Annotated in this window: 19 protein-coding genes; all 19 read left to right on the forward strand. The window is 51.9% G+C overall.

Features of this window, described 5'->3' with window-relative positions; genetic code table 11:
* Nucleotides 1-7 precede the first annotated feature (7 nt).
* The 19 genes from fliM (at nucleotide 8) to RC73_RS16360 (ending at nucleotide 17,313) form a co-directional block, all read left to right on the forward strand.
* Nucleotides 8-1,036 (forward strand): flagellar motor switch protein FliM, encoded by a 1,029-nt coding sequence (gene fliM, locus RC73_RS16270; RefSeq protein ID WP_039035643.1) that lies wholly within the window; start codon nucleotides 8-10, stop codon nucleotides 1,034-1,036.
* A gap of 11 nt (nucleotides 1,037-1,047) precedes the next feature.
* A complete protein-coding gene (gene fliN / locus RC73_RS16275; protein WP_039035644.1) occupies nucleotides 1,048-1,428 on the forward strand; it encodes a flagellar motor switch protein FliN in 381 nt (126 codons plus the stop codon).
* Between the two features lie 10 nt (nucleotides 1,429-1,438).
* Nucleotides 1,439-1,795: a flagellar biosynthetic protein FliO gene (gene fliO / locus RC73_RS16280; RefSeq protein WP_039035645.1), complete on the forward strand. Its 357-nt coding sequence runs from the start codon at nucleotides 1,439-1,441 to the stop codon at nucleotides 1,793-1,795.
* Nucleotides 1,792-2,538: a flagellar type III secretion system pore protein FliP gene (gene fliP / locus RC73_RS16285; protein WP_039035646.1), complete on the forward strand. Its 747-nt coding sequence runs from the start codon at nucleotides 1,792-1,794 to the stop codon at nucleotides 2,536-2,538. The genes fliO and fliP overlap by 4 nt, the downstream gene beginning before the upstream one ends.
* A 9-nt stretch (nucleotides 2,539-2,547) precedes the next feature.
* Nucleotides 2,548-2,817, forward strand: coding sequence for a flagellar biosynthesis protein FliQ (fliQ, locus tag RC73_RS16290; protein ID WP_039035647.1), 270 nt, complete (start codon nucleotides 2,548-2,550; stop codon nucleotides 2,815-2,817).
* Between the two features lie 3 nt (nucleotides 2,818-2,820).
* Nucleotides 2,821-3,618: a flagellar biosynthetic protein FliR gene (gene fliR / locus RC73_RS16295; protein ID WP_039035648.1), complete on the forward strand. Its 798-nt coding sequence runs from the start codon at nucleotides 2,821-2,823 to the stop codon at nucleotides 3,616-3,618.
* Nucleotides 3,618-4,754 carry a flagellar biosynthesis protein FlhB gene (gene flhB / locus RC73_RS16300; protein WP_039035649.1) on the forward strand — a complete coding sequence of 379 codons (1,137 nt, stop codon included), beginning with the start codon at nucleotides 3,618-3,620 and terminating at the stop codon, nucleotides 4,752-4,754. Before fliR ends, flhB begins: the two co-directional genes overlap by 1 nt.
* A gap of 62 nt (nucleotides 4,755-4,816) precedes the next feature.
* Nucleotides 4,817-6,922 carry a flagellar biosynthesis protein FlhA gene (gene flhA / locus RC73_RS16305; RefSeq protein ID WP_039035650.1) on the forward strand — a complete coding sequence of 702 codons (2,106 nt, stop codon included), beginning with the start codon at nucleotides 4,817-4,819 and terminating at the stop codon, nucleotides 6,920-6,922.
* Between the two features lie 6 nt (nucleotides 6,923-6,928).
* Nucleotides 6,929-8,305: a flagellar biosynthesis protein FlhF gene (flhF, locus tag RC73_RS16310; RefSeq protein WP_039035651.1), complete on the forward strand. Its 1,377-nt coding sequence runs from the start codon at nucleotides 6,929-6,931 to the stop codon at nucleotides 8,303-8,305.
* 4 nt (nucleotides 8,306-8,309) lie between these two features.
* Nucleotides 8,310-9,191 (forward strand): MinD/ParA family protein, encoded by an 882-nt coding sequence (locus tag RC73_RS16315; RefSeq protein ID WP_039035673.1) that lies wholly within the window; start codon nucleotides 8,310-8,312, stop codon nucleotides 9,189-9,191.
* Nucleotides 9,184-9,903 (forward strand): RNA polymerase sigma factor FliA, encoded by a 720-nt coding sequence (locus RC73_RS16320; protein WP_039035652.1) that lies wholly within the window; start codon nucleotides 9,184-9,186, stop codon nucleotides 9,901-9,903. The genes RC73_RS16315 and RC73_RS16320 overlap by 8 nt, the downstream gene beginning before the upstream one ends.
* A gap of 47 nt (nucleotides 9,904-9,950) precedes the next feature.
* Complete coding sequence (gene cheY, locus RC73_RS16325; protein ID WP_025011074.1) at nucleotides 9,951-10,334, forward strand: chemotaxis response regulator CheY; 384 nt, start codon at nucleotides 9,951-9,953, stop codon at nucleotides 10,332-10,334.
* A 13-nt stretch (nucleotides 10,335-10,347) separates the two neighbouring features.
* Nucleotides 10,348-11,085: a protein phosphatase CheZ gene (locus RC73_RS16330; RefSeq protein WP_039035653.1), complete on the forward strand. Its 738-nt coding sequence runs from the start codon at nucleotides 10,348-10,350 to the stop codon at nucleotides 11,083-11,085.
* 15 nt (nucleotides 11,086-11,100) lie between these two features.
* Entirely contained in the window at nucleotides 11,101-13,377 is a 2,277-nt protein-coding gene (locus tag RC73_RS16335) for a chemotaxis protein CheA (protein ID WP_039035654.1), read from the forward strand.
* Nucleotides 13,378-13,397: 20 nt separating this feature from the next.
* Nucleotides 13,398-14,546, forward strand: coding sequence for a protein-glutamate methylesterase/protein-glutamine glutaminase (locus RC73_RS16340; protein ID WP_039035655.1), 1,149 nt, complete (start codon nucleotides 13,398-13,400; stop codon nucleotides 14,544-14,546).
* Entirely contained in the window at nucleotides 14,539-15,024 is a 486-nt protein-coding gene (locus tag RC73_RS16345; protein ID WP_039035656.1) for a hypothetical protein, read from the forward strand. The genes RC73_RS16340 and RC73_RS16345 overlap by 8 nt, the downstream gene beginning before the upstream one ends.
* Before the next feature lie 76 nt (nucleotides 15,025-15,100).
* Complete coding sequence (locus RC73_RS16350) at nucleotides 15,101-15,892, forward strand: ParA family protein (protein ID WP_039035657.1); 792 nt, start codon at nucleotides 15,101-15,103, stop codon at nucleotides 15,890-15,892.
* Complete coding sequence (locus RC73_RS16355; protein ID WP_039035658.1) at nucleotides 15,876-16,811, forward strand: chemotaxis protein CheW; 936 nt, start codon at nucleotides 15,876-15,878, stop codon at nucleotides 16,809-16,811. The genes RC73_RS16350 and RC73_RS16355 overlap by 17 nt, the downstream gene beginning before the upstream one ends.
* 7 nt (nucleotides 16,812-16,818) lie before the next feature.
* Nucleotides 16,819-17,313, forward strand: coding sequence for a chemotaxis protein CheW (locus tag RC73_RS16360; RefSeq protein WP_039035659.1), 495 nt, complete (start codon nucleotides 16,819-16,821; stop codon nucleotides 17,311-17,313).
* Nucleotides 17,314-17,344: the final 31 nt, after the last annotated feature.

Genomic DNA, 17,344 nt, shown 5'->3' on the forward strand with positions numbered 1-17,344 from the left:
CAATATCGTGAGTGATTTATTAAGCCAAGACGAAATTGATGCGCTGCTGCATGGCGTGGACGACGTCGAAGAAGATGATTCGCAGGAGTCGACTCTTGAAGCTCAGTCCTATGACTTTTCTTCACAGGATCGTATCGTCCGTGGCCGGATGCCGACTCTGGAAATTGTCAACGAGCGCTTTGCCCGTCACCTGCGGATCAGCATGTTCAACATGATGCGCCGGGCCGCCGAAGTCTCCATTAACGGCGTACAGATGCTCAAGTTTGGTGAATATGTGCACACTCTGTTTGTGCCAACCAGCTTGAATATGGTGCGCTTTAGTCCGCTCAAGGGCACGGCACTGATCACCATGGAAGCCAGATTGGTGTTCATTCTGGTGGACAACTTCTTCGGTGGTGATGGCCGTTTCCACGCCAAGATTGAGGGACGGGAGTTCACCCCGACAGAGCGGCGCATAGTGCAACTGCTGTTGAAGATTATTTTTGAAGATTACAAAGATGCCTGGGCGCCTGTGATGGATGTCGAATTCGACTATCTGGACTCAGAGGTTAACCCGGCGATGGCCAATATCGTTAGCCCGACCGAAGTGGTGGTGGTGAACTCTTTTCATATTGAGGTAGACGGTGGTGGTGGCGATTTCCACATCACCATGCCTTATTCTATGATCGAGCCAATCCGGGAGTTGCTGGATGCCGGGGTTCAAAGCGATAAGCAAGATACCGATATGCGCTGGTCTCAAGCGCTGAAAGACGAGATCATGGATGTCGAAGTGGGGCTGGATGCGCGCTTGCTTGAAAAAGAGATGACCTTAAGAGAAGTGATGGAATTTAAGGCCGGTGATGTGATCCCGGTTGAGTTGCCTGAGCATATAGTGATGAAGATTGAAGACTTGCCTACTTACAGATGTAAGTTGGGGAGAGTCAAGGAAAACCTGGCGCTGAAGATCTGCGACAAGATCCCGCGTCCGGAAACGGTCAAGACCGAACTGCAGCTGGTAACCCGCAAAGGGAAATCCAAGGATATCTCGGAAATATAAGGTGAGAGAGAATGAGTACTGAAGAGATGGACGATTGGGCGGCCGCCATGGCTGAGCAGGCTGAAGAGGAGGCCAAAGCGGTTGATTTGGATGAGCTGAAGAATGATGCCAAACCCTTGTCGGAAGAGGAAGCCGCCAAACTGGATACCATTTTGGATATTCCCGTGACTATCTCCATGGAGGTGGGACGCAGCTTTATCAGCATTCGCAATCTGTTGCAGCTTAACCAAGGCTCGGTAGTGGAACTGGATAGAGTCGCCGGTGAACCTCTGGATGTGATGGTCAACGGCACCTTGATTGCTCACGGTGAAGTGGTCGTGGTTAACGACAAGTTCGGTATCCGTTTGACGGATGTGATAAGCCAGACAGAACGCATTAAGAAACTTAAATAAGCCGGTGGCCATGACTCAAACAACGACCCAGGCGGCAACCGCCTTGACTCACGACGGCGGCAGTAGCCTGGCGACTATGGCCAGCATGATGGGTGGGCTTATCCTGGTACTGGCGCTGATTTTTGTGCTGGCTTATCTGGTTAAACGCCTTAATCTGGTGCCGGGCAGCCAATCGGCTATTAAGACCCTGGCGGTTACCCCGCTGGGGCAAAAAGAAAGGTTGGTGTTGGTGGAGTTGGACGGTCAACAGTACCTGCTGGGAGTTACCGCGGCGCAAGTTTCCCTGGTGGATAAGCTGGAGCGGCCGGTGACTATAGACAACGAGAGCTTCGCCGCCAAGCTCAGACAAGCCAGGGTGAAACCATGATGAAATATTGGCCACTCCTGCTACTTCCCCTGATATTGTTGCCAGGCTTTGCCCAAGCTCAGGATGCGCTGTTTCCTGCGGTAACCGTGACGACCGGGGCAGATGGTTCGACCCAGTATTCGGTGACCATGCAGATCTTACTGCTGATGACCGCCATGAGCTTTCTGCCGGCTATGGTGATCATGCTGACCTCTTTCACCCGAATCATAGTCGTCTTGTCTATCTTGCGGCAGGCGATAGGGCTGCAGCAGACTCCCTCCAATCAGGTTCTTATTGGTATGAGCCTGTTTATGACCTTCTTTATCATGGCGCCAGTGTTTGACCGTATCTATGATGATGCGGTGCAACCTTACATGAATGACAGTATGACCTTGCAGCAGGCATTCGATGCCGGACAATCGCCGCTTAAAAAGTTTATGTTGTCGCAGACCCGCACCACAGATCTCAACTCCTTTATTGAGATCTCAGGTTATCAGAATATCAACAATCCTGAAGATGCTCCCATGACTGTGGTGATCCCGGCCTTTATCACCAGTGAACTCAAGACCGCATTCCAGATAGGCTTTATGCTGTTCGTGCCATTTCTGGTACTGGATTTGGTGGTGGCCAGTATCCTGATGGCCATGGGTATGATGATGTTGTCCCCCATGATTGTTTCCTTGCCGTTTAAAATTATGCTGTTTGTACTGGTCGATGGCTGGACCCTGGTGATGGGTACGCTCGCCGGCAGCTTCGGTTTATAGGAGGCATAAATGACTCCCGAGGCACTGATCGACATTTTTCGCGAAGCCCTGGCGGTGATTGTGTTGATGGTTTCGGCCATAGTGGTGCCCGGGTTAGTTATAGGTTTGATTGTGGCCGTGTTTCAGGCGGCAACCTCTATTAACGAACAGACACTGAGTTTTCTGCCCAGACTCTTGATGACTCTGTTCGCACTCATGTTTCTCGGCCATTGGCTGGTACGTACCATGATGGAGTTTTTTATCGAGATGGTTCACAGGATCCCGCAAGTGGTGGGTTGAACCATGGAGATATTGTTCGACAGCATTCAACAAACCCTGGCCGCCTACCTTTGGCCCCTGTTTCGGGTGGCCAGCATGTTGATGGTGATGGCGGTTTTCGGTGCCAATACCACGCCAGCCAGAGTCCGTTTGTTGCTTTCGCTGGCCATGACTGTGGCGATAGCCCCCGTCCTGCCGCCCATGCCCGGGGTGGAGCTTTTCTCTCTGGCGGCGGTATTTATTACTGCTCAGCAAATTCTTATCGGCACTGCCATGGGGTTTGTCACCTTGCTCATTATGCAAACCTTTGTACTGACCGGGCAGATAATAGGTATGCAAACTAGTTTGGGCTTTGCTTCCATGGTGGATCCCAGCTCAGGGCAGCAGACACCTGTGATAGGTAACTTCTTTTTGCTGCTCACCACCATGATCTTCCTGGCGGTCGATGGTCACCTGGTGATGATACGTATGTTGGTGGCAAGCTTTGAAACCTTGCCGGTATCCAATGAAGGGATAAAAATCGCCAACTATCGTACCCTGGCCGAGTGGGGCAGCTATATGTTTGGTGCCGCCTTGACCATGTCTATCTCGGCCATTGTGGCTTTGCTTACCGTTAACCTTTCTTTCGGGGTAATGACCCGGGCGGCGCCACAATTGAACATCTTTGCCATAGGTTTTCCCGTCACCATGATAGGCGGGCTGATTATTCTGTGGCTGACGCTGGGGCCTGTGATGGCTCACTTCGATGAGGTTTGGCATGCGGCGCAGCTGTTGCTGTGTGACATGCTGGAGCTGACCTGTAATCTGGATGGAGTGCCCTGATGGCAGAAAACGAAGATGGGCAGGAAAAAACCGAGGAGGCAACCTCCAGGCGCTTGCAACAGGCCAGAGAGAAAGGGCAGGTTGCAAGGTCAAAAGAGTTAGGCACTTCAGCGGTATTATTGGCTGCAGCTCTTGGTTTTGCCATGTTGGGGCCAAGTCTGGCTGCCAGTCTGGCCTCGGTCATGAGCCGTCTCTTCTCCATGGAGCGGGATCAGATATTCGATACCAATAGTCTGTTCAATGTCTGGGGTATAGTTGCCGCCGAGTTGGGTTGGCCTATGGCCGGTTTTATTCTGTTTCTCGGTTTCGTGGCCTTTGTCGGTAATATTGTCCTCGGTGGTATTAGTTTCTCGGCCCAGGCATTTATGCCCAAGGGCAGCAAGATGAATCCTTTGAACGGCTTCAAACGTATGTTTGGGGTACAGGCGCTGGTGGAGTTGGCCAAGGGGATTGCCAAGTTTTCTGTGGTGGCGCTATCGGCCTATCTGCTGCTGAGTTTTTATTTCGACGATATCCTGAGGTTGTCGCAGGATCACCTGCCGGGCAATATACGCCATGCACTGGAGCTCTTGGTATGGATCTTTATTCTACTCTGCGCTTCGACCTTAGTGATAGTGGTGATCGATGTGCCGTTTCAAATTTGGAATCACGCCAAACAGTTGCGGATGACCAAACAGGAAGTCAAGGACGAGTACAAAGACACTGAAGGCAAGCCTGAAGTCAAAGGCCGTATTCGCCAGTTGCAAAGGGAGATGGCCCAGCGGCGGATGATGACCGAAGTGCCCAATGCCGATGTGATAGTGGTTAACCCTGAGCACTTTGCGGTGGCGATAAAATATGATGTCGACAAGTCACCGGCGCCCTTTGTGCTTGCCAAAGGTGTCGACGATGTGGCCTTTAAAATCCGTGAAATTGCCAGGGAGCACCAAGTCGCCATAGTGTCGGCGCCGCCATTGGCGCGGGCGATTTACCATACCACCAAGCTTAATCAACAGATCCCTGAAGGTCTTTTCACCGCTGTGGCCCAAGTGCTCGCTTATGTGTTCCAGCTCAGGCAATACCAAAAAGGCAAGGGCACACGGCCCAAACCTATTCCTCTCAATCAACCCATTCCGGATGAATACAAGCAGTATTGAGGTGAACTTGGCGCGAAACTTGCTGAACTCAGCCCAAGTGTCAAACTTCAGGCTAATAGTGAATGGATGTTAAAGCGACGCTCGGGCAACTGAGGCAAGTAAAACCGGCAAACTTCAAGGGCGTAGGCACGCCGCTTTTGGTGCTGGCGACATTGGCCATGATAGTTTTGCCTATGCCGGCCTTTTTGCTGGATATCTTGTTTTCCTTCAATATCGCTTTGGCGCTGGTGGTGCTCTTGGTGGCTGTTTATACCCAAAGGCCGCTGGATTTTGCCGCTTTCCCGACTGTTTTGCTGGTTGCCACTCTGCTCAGACTGGCGCTTAACGTCGCTTCTACCCGGGTGGTGTTGCTTGAGGGTCACAATGGTGGTGATGCCGCCGGTAAAGTGATTGAAGCCTTCGGCTCGGTGGTGATCGGCGGTAACTATGCCGTGGGTCTGGTGGTGTTCCTCATTCTGATTATCATCAACTTTGCCGTGGTGACCAAAGGTGCAGGGCGTATCTCTGAGGTAAGTGCTCGCTTTACCTTGGACGCCATGCCGGGTAAACAGATGGCGATTGATGCTGACCTCAATGCCGGGATCCTTAACCAGGAACAGGCCAGGGTGCGCCGCGAAGAGGTGACCCGCGAGGCTGACTTTTACGGCTCTATGGATGGTGCTTCCAAGTTTGTGAAAGGGGACGCGATTGCCGGTATTTTGATCTTGGTGATCAACATTCTGGGTGGTTTCATCATAGGTATAGTCCAGCACGGGCTGAGTTTTTCCCAAGCGGTAGAGATTTACACCCTGCTGACCATAGGTGACGGCCTGGTAGCGCAGATCCCAGGGCTGCTGTTGTCGATTGCTGCGGCGCTGATGGTGACCCGCCAGAATGAGTCCGGCGATATGGGGCAGCAGGTCGTACAGCAGATGTTCGACAATCCCAAATCTTTAATGATCGCTTCGGCCGTGCTCTTTGTGATGGGAATAGTACCCGGCATGCCACATCTGGCATTTTTAACCTTTGCAGTACTGACCTCAGTGGGCGCTTTCTTCATCTATAAGCGCAATGAAAAGAACAAACAACAGGCGCTGGAGCTGGCCAAGAAAGGGCCGACCGAGAAAAGCCTTAGCGAACCCAAAGAGCTTAGCTGGGATGATGTGCGTCATGTTGACACCATAGGTTTGGAGGTAGGTTATCGCCTTATTCCTTTGGTGGATAAAGGTCAGGGCGGCGAGCTTCTTGGCCGTATCAAAGGGGTTCGCAAGAAGCTGTCCCAGGAGCTGGGATTCCTGGTGCCGGCGGTGCATATCCGCGACAATTTGGACCTTTCCCCCAATGCCTATCGTATCTCCTTGATGGGGGTGGCAAGTGGTGAAGCCGAAGTGCGTCACGATTGCGAATTGGCAATCAACCCGGGCCAGGTATTTGGTAAGCTTGATGGCATAGAAACCAAAGATCCCGCCTTTGGCCTGGATGCGGTTTGGATTGCACCCGAGCTCAGAGAGCACGCCCAAACACTGGGGTACACGGTTGTGGATGCCGCAACGGTAGTCGCTACCCATCTCAGCCAACTTTTGACCAACAACGCTTCCAAACTGCTGGGCTACGAAGAAGTGCAACAGTTGCTGGATATGCTGGCCAAGCATTCGCCCAAATTGGTCGATGGTTTTATTCCCGATGTGATGACCTTGGGTAATGTGGTTAAAGTGATGCAAAACTTGCTTAATGAAGGGGTGTCGATTCGGGATCTGCGTACCATAGTGCAAACTTTGCTTGAGTATGGGCCCAAGAGTAATGATACCGAGGTGTTGACCGCCGCAGTGCGTATTGCCCTCAAGCGTATGATAGTGCAGGAGATAGCCGGTCCTGAGCCGGAAATCCCCGTCATAACTTTGGCGCCAGAATTGGAACAGATGTTGCATCAGTCAATGCAGGCGACAGGGGGCGAAGGTCCGAATATCGAGCCGGGACTGGCAGAGCGTATGCAACAGTCACTGGCAGGCGCAGCCCAGAAGCAGGAAATGGTCGGTCAGCCCGCCATATTGCTGACATCCGGCATGCTGCGTTCAACCCTGTCTCGTTTTGTTAAGCACACTATTCCCAATCTGCGGGTGATCTCTTATCAGGAGATCCCAGACGAGAAACAGATACGTATAGTGGCAGCCGTTGGCCAACAGGGGTAACCGAGAGTGAAGATTAAACGTTTTTTTGCCAAAGATATGCGCGCAGCCCTGGCTCAGGTGAAAGAGACTCTGGGCGCAGATGCCGTGATCATGTCCAATAAAAAGGTTACCGGCGGCATTGAAATAGTGGCAGCGGTTGATTATGACGACCCCAAGCCAGCAGCGGCACCAACTGCATCGCCTTTTATGGAATTGGGGGAGGATAAAGTCTCCCTCGGCGCTGGGCATGTACAGGCTAACAGAAAAGCCAAACCAGAGCCTGTGGCCGACTCATTGCAGGCTTTACTTGAGCGGCAACAGAGCCGTTTGAATGAACAGCTTGGGCAGCAAAGTAACGTCAAGGAACTGGAGATGCCGGCTTGGGCCCAAGGGCTTACTGAAGAGCATAAACCAGCCCCACAGCTGCGGGAAAAAACACCTGAGCGGGCAAGTAAGGGCAATAGCGCCAAGCAACAACAAGAGATGGAGGCCATGCGTGAAGAGCTGGCTTCTCTGCGCGGCTTGTTGACTCATCAGCTGTCCAGTTTGATGGCGGATCAGCGTAGCCGCACCGATCCTGTCGGCGCCATGCTGGAACGTAAATTACTGGAAGCCGAATTCTCCCCTGAAGTTGCCGAGCGTCTGGCATCGCTGAGTCAGCACTATCAAAGTGCTGAGCTTGGGCATGCCTTGCCGCAAAGTCTGGCAAACCTGCTTGATAATCAGGGTGATGATTTAATGCGTCAGGGCGGTATTGTTGCGCTGGTCGGCCCTACAGGAGTCGGTAAAACCACGACATTGGCTAAATTGGCGGCCCGTTTTATTGCCCATCATGGCCCGGATTCCGTATTGTTGGTTACCATGGACCATTATCGCATCGGAGCCTTTGAGCAATTGGCAACTTATGGCAAAATAATGGGATGTCCGGTGAAGCAGGCTCATGACCTCAATGAGTTGGAGCAGATACTGTATCAGTTCCGCAGCCGGAAGCTGGTTTTGATAGATACCGCTGGTATGGGGCAAAGGGATATGCGCTTGTACCAACAACTGGATAACCTTGCCGCCAATACCCGTTTGCCTATTCGTAGCTATCTGGTGCTCTCGGCGACCGGCCAACGTCGGGTGCTTGAAGAGGCGGTAAGTCATTTCCAGCGAATTGATCTCGCAGGGGCGGTTTTAACTAAACTTGATGAGTCCGTCTCTTTGGGTGCCGCGTTGAGCGTGTTGATCCAAAGTGGATTATCATTAAGTTATATTACTGATGGTCAAAGGGTTCCTGAGGATATGCAGGTCGCTGATACCCTGACCTTGGCCAAGCAGGCATTGGCCATATTGAACAAGACTGAAGCAAGTCATTTTAATAATAAAGCCAGGTCAGAAGAGATGACCTATGCATTTGAGTAAAGCTATGACCCGGGACCAAGCGAGCGGTTTACGAATGATGAATCAACCAAATAACGAAAAAGTAAAAGTAATTGCCGTGACCGGAGGCAAGGGGGGCGTGGGTAAAACCAGTGTCTCCATCAACACTGCGGTTGCTCTGGCAGAAAAAGGCAAACGTGTCCTGGTTTTGGATGCTGACTTAGGGTTGGCTAATGTGGATGTGATGCTCGGCCTACGCGCCGAACGCAATTTGTCCCATGTGCTATCGGGAGAGTCGGAGCTTGATGATATTATCGTTCGAGGTCCAAAAGGAATAGGTATTATTCCTGCCACCTCGGGGACTCAGGCCATGGTCGAACTGACTGCGGCTCAGCACGCCGGGCTTATCCGCGCCTTTAGTGAAATGAAAACCCAGTTTGATATTTTGGTAGTCGATACGGCTGCCGGGATCTCGGATATGGTACTCAGCTTCTCCCGTGCATCACAGGATGTACTTGTGGTTGTCTGTGATGAACCCACCTCTATTACCGATGCTTATGCGCTGATTAAGATCCTCAGTCGTGAGCATGGTGTGTTCCGCTTCAAAATTGTCGCAAATATGGTACGGAGTTTGCGGGAAGGGATGGAGTTATTTGCTAAGCTCAGTAAAGTAACTGACAGATTTTTGGATGTGGCACTTGAACTTGTGGCAACCATTCCGTTTGATGAGAACCTACGCAAGTCGGTGCGGAAACAGAAATTGATAGTGGAAGCCTATCCCAAGTCTCCGGCCAGTATTGCTTATCATGGACTGGCAAACAAGATTATGAGCTGGCCGATACCTCAGCAACCTGGGGGGCATCTCGAGTTTTTTGTTGAGCGCTTGGTTCAAAGGACAGATTACCGAGAGGATGGTACGAGTGAATAAAGCGGCTGCATACGCAGGTTTAAACGATAAGACACAGATCGTTGAGCATTATGCACCGCTGGTAAAACGAATAGCCCATCATCTGCTTGCCCGTCTGCCTGCATCGGTTCAACTCGATGACCTGCTGCAGGCCGGCATGATGGGATTGCTGGAAGCTTCATCCAAGTTTGATGGCAGCAAAGGCGCCAAGTTTGAGACCTTTGCCGGGATCCGCATTCGTGGCGCCATGATAGATGAGATACGCCGTGGCGACTGGGTTCCACGCTCGGTTCATCGCAATAACCGGCGAGTCGCTCAGGTGATGGATGAGCTCGAACAGGAGTTGGGGCGGGATGCCCGTGATAGTGAAATTGCCGAGCGATTGGAGATGTCGTTGGATGAATACCATCATATTCTCAATGATGTTTCCACCGGTAAAATCATAGGAATAGAAGATTTGGGGGTAGCGCCCGATGTGTTGATGTCGGAAGATATGCCGGCAGATGACACTTTTGAGGGCCTGGCTCAAAGCCAATTCCAATCAGCCTTAACCGATGCCATTAAGCGCTTGCCAGAGCGCGATGCCTTGGTTTTGTCGCTGTATTATGACGAAGCACTGAATTTAAAAGAGATTGGTGTCATTCTTGAGGTAAGTGAGTCCCGGGTGAGCCAGATCCATAGTCAGGCCATGCTGAGGCTGAAAGCCAAACTCAAGCACTGGACACAAGCGTAATTAATGATTGAGCAACTTATAAGTATGTCAGCTCACCGGAGGAAACCTTGGACAAGAATATGAAGATTCTCATCGTTGACGACTTTTCAACGATGAGACGGATCATTAAGAACTTGTTGCGAGACCTGGGGTTCAATAACACCCAGGAAGCAGACGATGGTTCAACAGCTCTGCCTATGCTGCAAAAGGGCGACTTTGACTTCGTCGTGACCGACTGGAACATGCCTGGGATGCAGGGAATCGACCTGCTCAAGGCGATTCGTGCCGACGAGCATCTCAAACATATCCCTGTGTTAATGGTAACTGCCGAAGCCAAACGTGAACAGATTATTGCGGCGGCTCAGGCCGGCGTGAATGGTTATGTTGTTAAGCCTTTTACCGCGGCTACGTTGAAAGAGAAATTGGATAAGATTTTCGAACGGCTCGGTTGAGTGGGGTGATGCAATGAAAGCAGAGACATCCGGGCTGGTGACTTTGGAGCAGGCACAGGAATTGGTTGCCCTGCTCAGTCAGGGAGAGCAGGATAAGGCCGACGAATTGCTGCGGGAACTGGCGGCTCCCCTGCAAAGGGATCTGTTCGAAGAAGTCGGTAAGCTGACCCGCCAGTTGCACAACGCCTTAGTGGATTTTCAGGTAGATAGCCGCCTTATTGAGCTTGCCAACACTGATATCCCCGATGCCAAAGAACGCCTTACCTATGTCATTGATATGACAGAGCAAGCAGCCAACAAAACTATGGACGCAGTCGAAGAATGCTTGCCTTTGTCGGATGCTCTGAGTACCAATCTGCAAAATGTCAAACCCGCCTGGGATAAGCTGATGCGCCGTGATTTGGCCTTGCATGAGTTCAAGGGCCTGTGTCATGACGTACAACACTTTATGCAACAGAGTGAAGCCGATGCTTGTCGGCTGCGGGAATTACTGAATCAGATACTGATGGCTCAGGATTTTCAGGATTTGACCGGACAGATGATCCGTCGGGTCATAGAGCTGGTGCGGGAAGTGGAAAACAGCTTGGTTTCTTTGCTGACAGTGTTCGGTGAGCAGCCGCTGGATGATCTCTGCGGTGCTGAGGATAAGAGCATAGAGGCAGAAGGCCCCATACTGAACGCAGAGCAACGCGAAGACGTGGTGAATGGTCAGGATGAAGTCGATGATCTGCTCTCAAGTCTGGGTTTCTAATTAGGAGTCAATTTAATGGCCTTTGATGTTGATGAAGAGATACTCCAGGATTTTTTGATTGAAGCTGGCGAGATCCTTGAGCTGTTGCAAGAGCAGTTGGTATCTCTGGAAAATAATCCGGAAGATACAGATTTGCTGAACGCCATCTTCAGGGGATTTCACACGGTCAAAGGCGGTGCAGGATTCCTCGGGTTAGGGCCCATGGTGGATGTCTGTCACGAGGCAGAAAACACCTTCGATTTATTGCGTACCGGTAAGCGCAGTGTCAACTCCGAGTTGATGGATATTATACTGCAAGCGTTGGACACGATTAACACCATGTTCAACCAAACCCAATCCGGCCAGGAGCAGGAAGCTGCAGATGAAGTGTTATTGGCAAAACTCAAGCTGCTTAGCTCAGGTGCGCCTTTACCTTCAGAACAGGCTCAGGCTGAAACGCCTGCCGCAGTAGAAACCGGCGATGAGAGTGTTGATGAGTTGTTTGATGGCATGCTTGATAGTGCCGCGGTGGAGCTGTTTGAGGAGCCAACTTCACAGACTCCCGAGACATCGACTAGTATAGATGAAATTGATGAAGCCGAGTTTGAAGCCTTGCTGGATGCCTTGCATGGTTCAGGCAAGGGGCCTTCTGTCGGCAGTGCTCCGGCTTTGGGTAGTGACGCCCTCAAGTCCAGCGACAGCGCTCCTGTAAGTTCCTCTTCAGATGACATCACAGACGATGAATTTGAGCGACTGCTCGATGAATTGCATGGTAAGGGGCAGTTTGCCGCGGCGCCTGCAGCCAACAGTGCTGTTGTTGAGGAAGCCGCATCTGCCAGTGTCGATGCCGATGAAATCTCCGATGATGAGTTTGAAAAGCTCCTCGATGAGTTACATGGCAAAGGCGCCGGTCCAGGGGCTAAAGCCAGTGGTTCAGCGCCTGCTGTATCCCAACCCTCGGCATCTCAAGCTGCCGCGTCCCAAGCGCCGGCAACGAATGCAGCGGCGGTACAAAAGGCCGCTGCTGCAACTAGCAAAGTCGAGGCGCCTAAAGCCGCCGCCAAGCCTCAGGCCAAGTCTCCTGCAGTTGCTAAAGACGCTACACCTGCCAAGGCTGCGGCCAGCGTGCCGCAGGGGGAAACGACAGTTCGGGTTGATACGGCTCGCCTGGATGAGATCATGAATATGGTCGGTGAGCTGGTATTGGTGCGTAACCGTTTGGTCAGCCTCGGGATATCCCGTGAAGACGAGGAGATGTCCAAGGCGCTGGCTAACCTGGATCTGGTGACTTCCGATTTGCAGGGGGCAGTGATGAAGACCCGGATGCAGCCGATTAAGAAGGTATTCGGTCGTTTCCCCAGGGTGGTTCGTGACTTGGCCCGCAGCCTCAATAAAGAGATAGATCTGCGGATGATAGGTGAAGACACGGATCTGGATAAGAACCTGGTCGAAGCCCTTGCCGATCCTCTGGTGCACCTGGTGCGTAACTCTGTGGATCATGGTATTGAAATGCCTGATGTGCGTGAGGCCAATGGTAAGCCAAGAACCGGGGTGATTACCCTGGCAGCCAGCCAGGAAGGTGACCATATTCTGCTTAAAATTGAGGATGACGGCGCCGGAATGGACGCTGGGAAACTCAAAGAGATTGCCATTAGTCGTGGCGTGCTGGATGAAGACAGCGCGGCCCGGATGTCCGATCAGGAAGCCTATAACCTGATTTTCGCCCCCGGCTTCTCGACCAAGGTAGAGATTTCCGATATTTCCGGCCGTGGGGTGGGGATGGATGTGGTTAAGACCCGTATCACCCAGCTTAATGGCTCTGTGCATATCGACTCAGCCAAAGGTAAAGGCACCCGTCTGGAGATTAAGGTACCTTTGACCTTGGCGATAATGCCCACTCTGATGGTGGAAGTTGCCAAGCAGGTGTTTGCCTTGCCGCTCTCCAGTGTGAATGAAATTTTCCATCTGGATCTGACCAAGACCAATATAGTGGATGGACAACTGACGGTAATCGTCAGGGAAAAGGCGGTGCCACTGTTCTATCTCGAACGTTGGCTCAGCCGTAAACCGATGAGCTTCCAACATGGTGACAAAAAGCATGGCCATGTGGTTATAGTGCAGCTTGGCACTATGCAGATAGGCTTTGTGGTGGACGCCCTGATAGGTCAGGAAGAGGTGGTGATTAAACCGCTGGGCTCCATGTTGCACGGTACGCCGGGGATGGCGGGGGCCACTATAACATCGGACGGCGGTATTGCGCTGATCCTCGATGTACCAGGATTATTGAAGCACTACGCCAAGTCCAAGCGTTGAAGTGCTGTATAAGGATTTAAATGACCATTAAAGTTTTGGTTGTCGATGATTCGAGCTTCTTTCGACGACGAGTCAGCGAAATAGTCAATCAGGATCCTGAGCTTGAAGTGATAGGAATGGCCAATAACGGTGCCGAAGCCGTTAAGCTGGCCGCTGAGCTCAAGCCTCAGGTGATCACCATGGATATTGAAATGCCGATAATGGACGGAATAACCGCCGTGCGGCAGATAATGGCCACTCATCCGACACCTATCCTGATGTTCTCTTCTTTAACCCATGATGGCGCCAAGGCAACCCTGGATGCGCTGGACGCAGGGGCTTTGGATTTTCTTCCCAAGCGGTTTGAAGATATTGCCACCAACAAGGATGAAGCGATTCGTTTGCTGCAGCAAAGGGTCAAGGCGTTGGGACGCAGGCGGATATTTCGCCCCATAGTTCGGCCGAACGTAACGCCTACGCCGCTTGGTTCGTCAAACCGGCCCGCAGCGTCAAGCAGTTTGCCGCGCCAGAGCGCCACAGCAGCAAGTATTTCAGCCAATCGTCAATTGCAGAGACGCAGTGCGGGGGCGGCGCCTGCAAGAGCCAGTGGCAAGCAATATAAATTGCTGGTTATAGGCACTTCCACCGGTGGGCCGGTGGCATTACAGCGAATATTGACCCAGTTTCCGGCGGACTATCCGCATCCCATTTTATTGGTACAGCATATGCCGGCAGCTTTTACACCGGCCTTTGCCAGCAGGCTAAATGGTTTGTGTAAGATAGAAGTCAAAGAAGCTGTCAACGGCGACATGCTCAGACCCGGTTGCGCCTATCTCGCGCCCGGCGGCATGCAAATGATGCTGGAGCGTTCAGGGGCTACAGGCCGGATTAAAATTCTCGCCGGCAATGAAGATATGAATTACAAGCCCTGCGTCGATATCACTTTTGCGTCAGCTTCCAAGGCTTTTGGCGGTGATGTTTTGGCGGTTATCCTGACGGGCATGGGCGCCGATGGCCGTGAAGGGGCGCGTATGCTTAAAGGTGTTGGTGCTACCATCTGGGCCCAGGATGAAGCTTCCTGTGTTGTTTATGGTATGCCGCAGGCTGTGACAACTGCCGGCATTTCCAGCCAATCCATTTCGCTGGATAATATGGCTGAAGCGATCTTGCGAGAGTCGGCTCGTGGCTGATAACGAAACGCGCATACTGGGATACCGGTTGGCGCTGTTTTTATGTTTGGTTGCCCTGTTGGTAGTGGCTGCACTTTACTGGGATTTGCGACAAAAGAACCGGCACCTGAGCGAGGAAGTCAACCAGCTTGAGTCGTCCCAAGTGCTCTTGATGGTGCCGGACGAACAGGCGGCGATTATTGCCGATTGGATGAGCCGTCATCCACAGCAGACAGCATCCTTATTGGATGTGATTAGACCTAAGGTGACATCGGCGGCAGAGACTGCTGCGGATGTATCGCCTCAAGTGCAAGCTCCCCGGGCTGCAGCGACCGCAGAGAACCCTGAAAAAATAACGGTTCAAGGTACTGCTGTAACGCCAGCGCCCCAAGCTGATACTGAAGATGCCAGGGTGACGGAGTTGGAAGATGGCGTAAAAGTAATACGTTTACCTCACGGTGGGATCCGGGTCACTACCCGTGAAGAGGGTAATGAGTAGCCGAATAAGACAAGAACGACAATAATAGTGGCTCGTTTCGCGAGTTGGCCGACAAGGCGAGAATAAGGGGCAGAAAGTGAAGGTCTGGACCATTGCAAACCAAAAAGGCGGGGTGGGCAAAACCACAACTGTAGCCAGTTTGGCGGGCACGCTGGCCAAGCGTGGTCAGCGGGTTCTGATGATAGACACAGATCCCCATGCTTCGCTGGGTTACTATTTGGGCATAGATTCGGAAGAGGTGCCAGGCTCATTGTATGACCTGTTTCTGGCTCATAAGCAGCTTGATACCTCTTTGGTAAAACAGCATGCGGTTCCCACTTCGGTTGAGGGGGTCGATCTTTTGGCGGCAACTATGGCGTTGGCCACTTTGGATCGCGCCCTTGGTCACCAGGAAGGGATGGGACTGGTGCTGCGTAATATTCTCAACTCGGTTGAGGAAGACTATGATGTCGCCTTGGTCGACTGTCCTCCTGTGCTGGGGGTATTGATGGTCAATGCTCTGGCAGCCAGCCAACATATAGTGATCCCGGTTCAGACCGAGTTTTTGGCGATTAAAGGCTTGGATAGAATGATCAAAACCATGGAGTTGATGGGACGCTCGAAGAAGACCCGCTACAGTTACTCCATAGTGCCAACCATGTATGACAGACGCACCAAGGCTTCGCCTGCAGCTTTGCAACATCTCGGCGAGGTATACGGCGACACCCTATGGCCGGATGTGATCCCTGTGGATACCAAGTTCCGAGATGCCAGTTTGGCCCATCTGCCGGCGTCCCACTATGCCCCCAATACGCGGGGGGTGAAGGCCTACGAGCGTTTGCTCGATTATCTGCTGGCGGGGGAGTTTAACCATGTCAAAATCGGTTGATGAGACTGTTTTTGATTATTTCAACCTGTTGCTGACTGAGTCTGACCCGGCAGCCCAAACAACACCCACTGGGTCAAGGGATAATACTGCTGCGCCAATAGAGGCTGAGCCCAAGATGGTGGTTATTTCCCGGCCCGAGATGAGTGCCGAGCAATATCCGGCAGCGCAGAAGACGCCGACACTCGACCGCAATGCGCTGGAGCAGTTGTTGGCGCCGGTGTTTAAAGAGGCGGTTGCTGAGACGAAAGCGGCTGAAGTGGCTACAGAAACGCCGTTGAAAACGGTTAACAAGCTTGAACCGCAGGTTGAAGCTATTGCCGGGCAGTTGAATGTTCAAACTGATGCTGCCGTGAGCGAACAGGCTCAGATACAAGAGCCAACAGAGCCTGAGCGACAGGAAGCGGTGCAATTGGAAACGCAAGTCGGCGCACCGGCAGTGCCTCTAGAACCGCTCAAGGCCCAACTGGAAGACGAGTTTCAAGTATTGTTCTTTAAAGTGGCGGGACTGACATTGGCCGTGCCGCTGATAAGTCTGGGCGGTATCGTCAGAATAGAGCGTATCAACCATATTTTTGGACGCCCAAGCTGGTTTATGGGGGTTCAGGGCTACCGGGATTCACAACTGAATATCGTTGATACCTGCGCCTGGGTTATGCCGGAAAAATACGACGATAAACTGGCGCAATCCGTAAATTATCAATATCTTGTAGTATTGGAAAACAGTAATTGGGGTTTGGCTTGTGAGTCTTTGGTCAATGCGGTCAAGATTGACAAGTCACAGGTCAACTGGCGAGGCAGTCAAGGTAAGCGCCCCTGGTTGGCCGGAGTAGTGAAAGAACAAATGTGTGGCATTTTACATGTGCAGGCATTGATTGAAATGCTCAATGCCGGGTTAGGTTGTCAGGATCCGATAGACTGAGGTAAATATGACTGATTCAAGAAATGTAGCAGCGGTATCTGCAAGCAAGGACGATGCCGTTCTCCAGTGGGTAACCTTCAGGCTGGATAACGAAACCTATGGCATCAATGTGATGCAGGTTCAGGAAGTATTGCGTTATACCGAAATTGCCCCGGTCCCGGGGGCTCCTTACTATGTATTGGGGATCATCAATCTGCGCGGTAATGTGGTGACGGTTATTGATACCCGCTCGCGTTTTGGCTTACCTTCCTCCGAAGTAGACGATTCTACCCGAATCGTAATTATCGAAGCGGAAAAGCAGGTGATAGGTATTTTGGTCGACAGTGTCGCCGAGGTGGTTTATCTGCGCCGCTCTGAAATCGATAACGCGCCGAATGTGGGTACCGAAGAGAGTGCCAAGTTTATTCAGGGGGTTAGCAATCGTGGTGATGAGCTATTGATCTTGGTCGACTTGGACAAGTTGCTTTCAGATGATGAGTGGGCCGAGTTGGCACAAATCTGATAAGCCTTGGTGGAAAAGGAGTTTTAACCCA

It is taken from the genome of Shewanella sp. ECSMB14102 (assembly GCF_000813075.1).
Classification (GTDB): Bacteria; Pseudomonadota; Gammaproteobacteria; order Enterobacterales; family Shewanellaceae; genus Shewanella; species Shewanella indica.

Bases quoted from the DNA above. Each gene is read 5' to 3' on its own strand.
- fliN (WP_039035644.1), top strand. From the start codon at position 1,048: ATGAGTACTGAAGAGATGGACGATTGGGCGGCCGCCATGGCTGAGCAG.
- fliO (WP_039035645.1), top strand. From the start codon at position 1,439: ATGACTCAAACAACGACCCAGGCGGCAACCGCCTTGACTCACGACGGC.
- fliP (WP_039035646.1), top strand. From the start codon at position 1,792: ATGATGAAATATTGGCCACTCCTGCTACTTCCCCTGATATTGTTGCCA.
- fliQ (WP_039035647.1), top strand. From the start codon at position 2,548: ATGACTCCCGAGGCACTGATCGACATTTTTCGCGAAGCCCTGGCGGTG.
- fliR (WP_039035648.1), top strand. From the start codon at position 2,821: ATGGAGATATTGTTCGACAGCATTCAACAAACCCTGGCCGCCTACCTT.
- flhB (WP_039035649.1), top strand. From the start codon at position 3,618: ATGGCAGAAAACGAAGATGGGCAGGAAAAAACCGAGGAGGCAACCTCC.
- flhA (WP_039035650.1), top strand. From the start codon at position 4,817: ATGGATGTTAAAGCGACGCTCGGGCAACTGAGGCAAGTAAAACCGGCA.
- RC73_RS16315 (WP_039035673.1), top strand. From the start codon at position 8,310: ATGACCCGGGACCAAGCGAGCGGTTTACGAATGATGAATCAACCAAAT.
- RC73_RS16330 (WP_039035653.1), top strand. From the start codon at position 10,348: ATGAAAGCAGAGACATCCGGGCTGGTGACTTTGGAGCAGGCACAGGAA.
- RC73_RS16335 (WP_039035654.1), top strand. From the start codon at position 11,101: ATGGCCTTTGATGTTGATGAAGAGATACTCCAGGATTTTTTGATTGAA.
- RC73_RS16340 (WP_039035655.1), top strand. From the start codon at position 13,398: ATGACCATTAAAGTTTTGGTTGTCGATGATTCGAGCTTCTTTCGACGA.
- RC73_RS16355 (WP_039035658.1), top strand. From the start codon at position 15,876: ATGTCAAAATCGGTTGATGAGACTGTTTTTGATTATTTCAACCTGTTG.
- RC73_RS16360 (WP_039035659.1), top strand. From the start codon at position 16,819: ATGACTGATTCAAGAAATGTAGCAGCGGTATCTGCAAGCAAGGACGAT.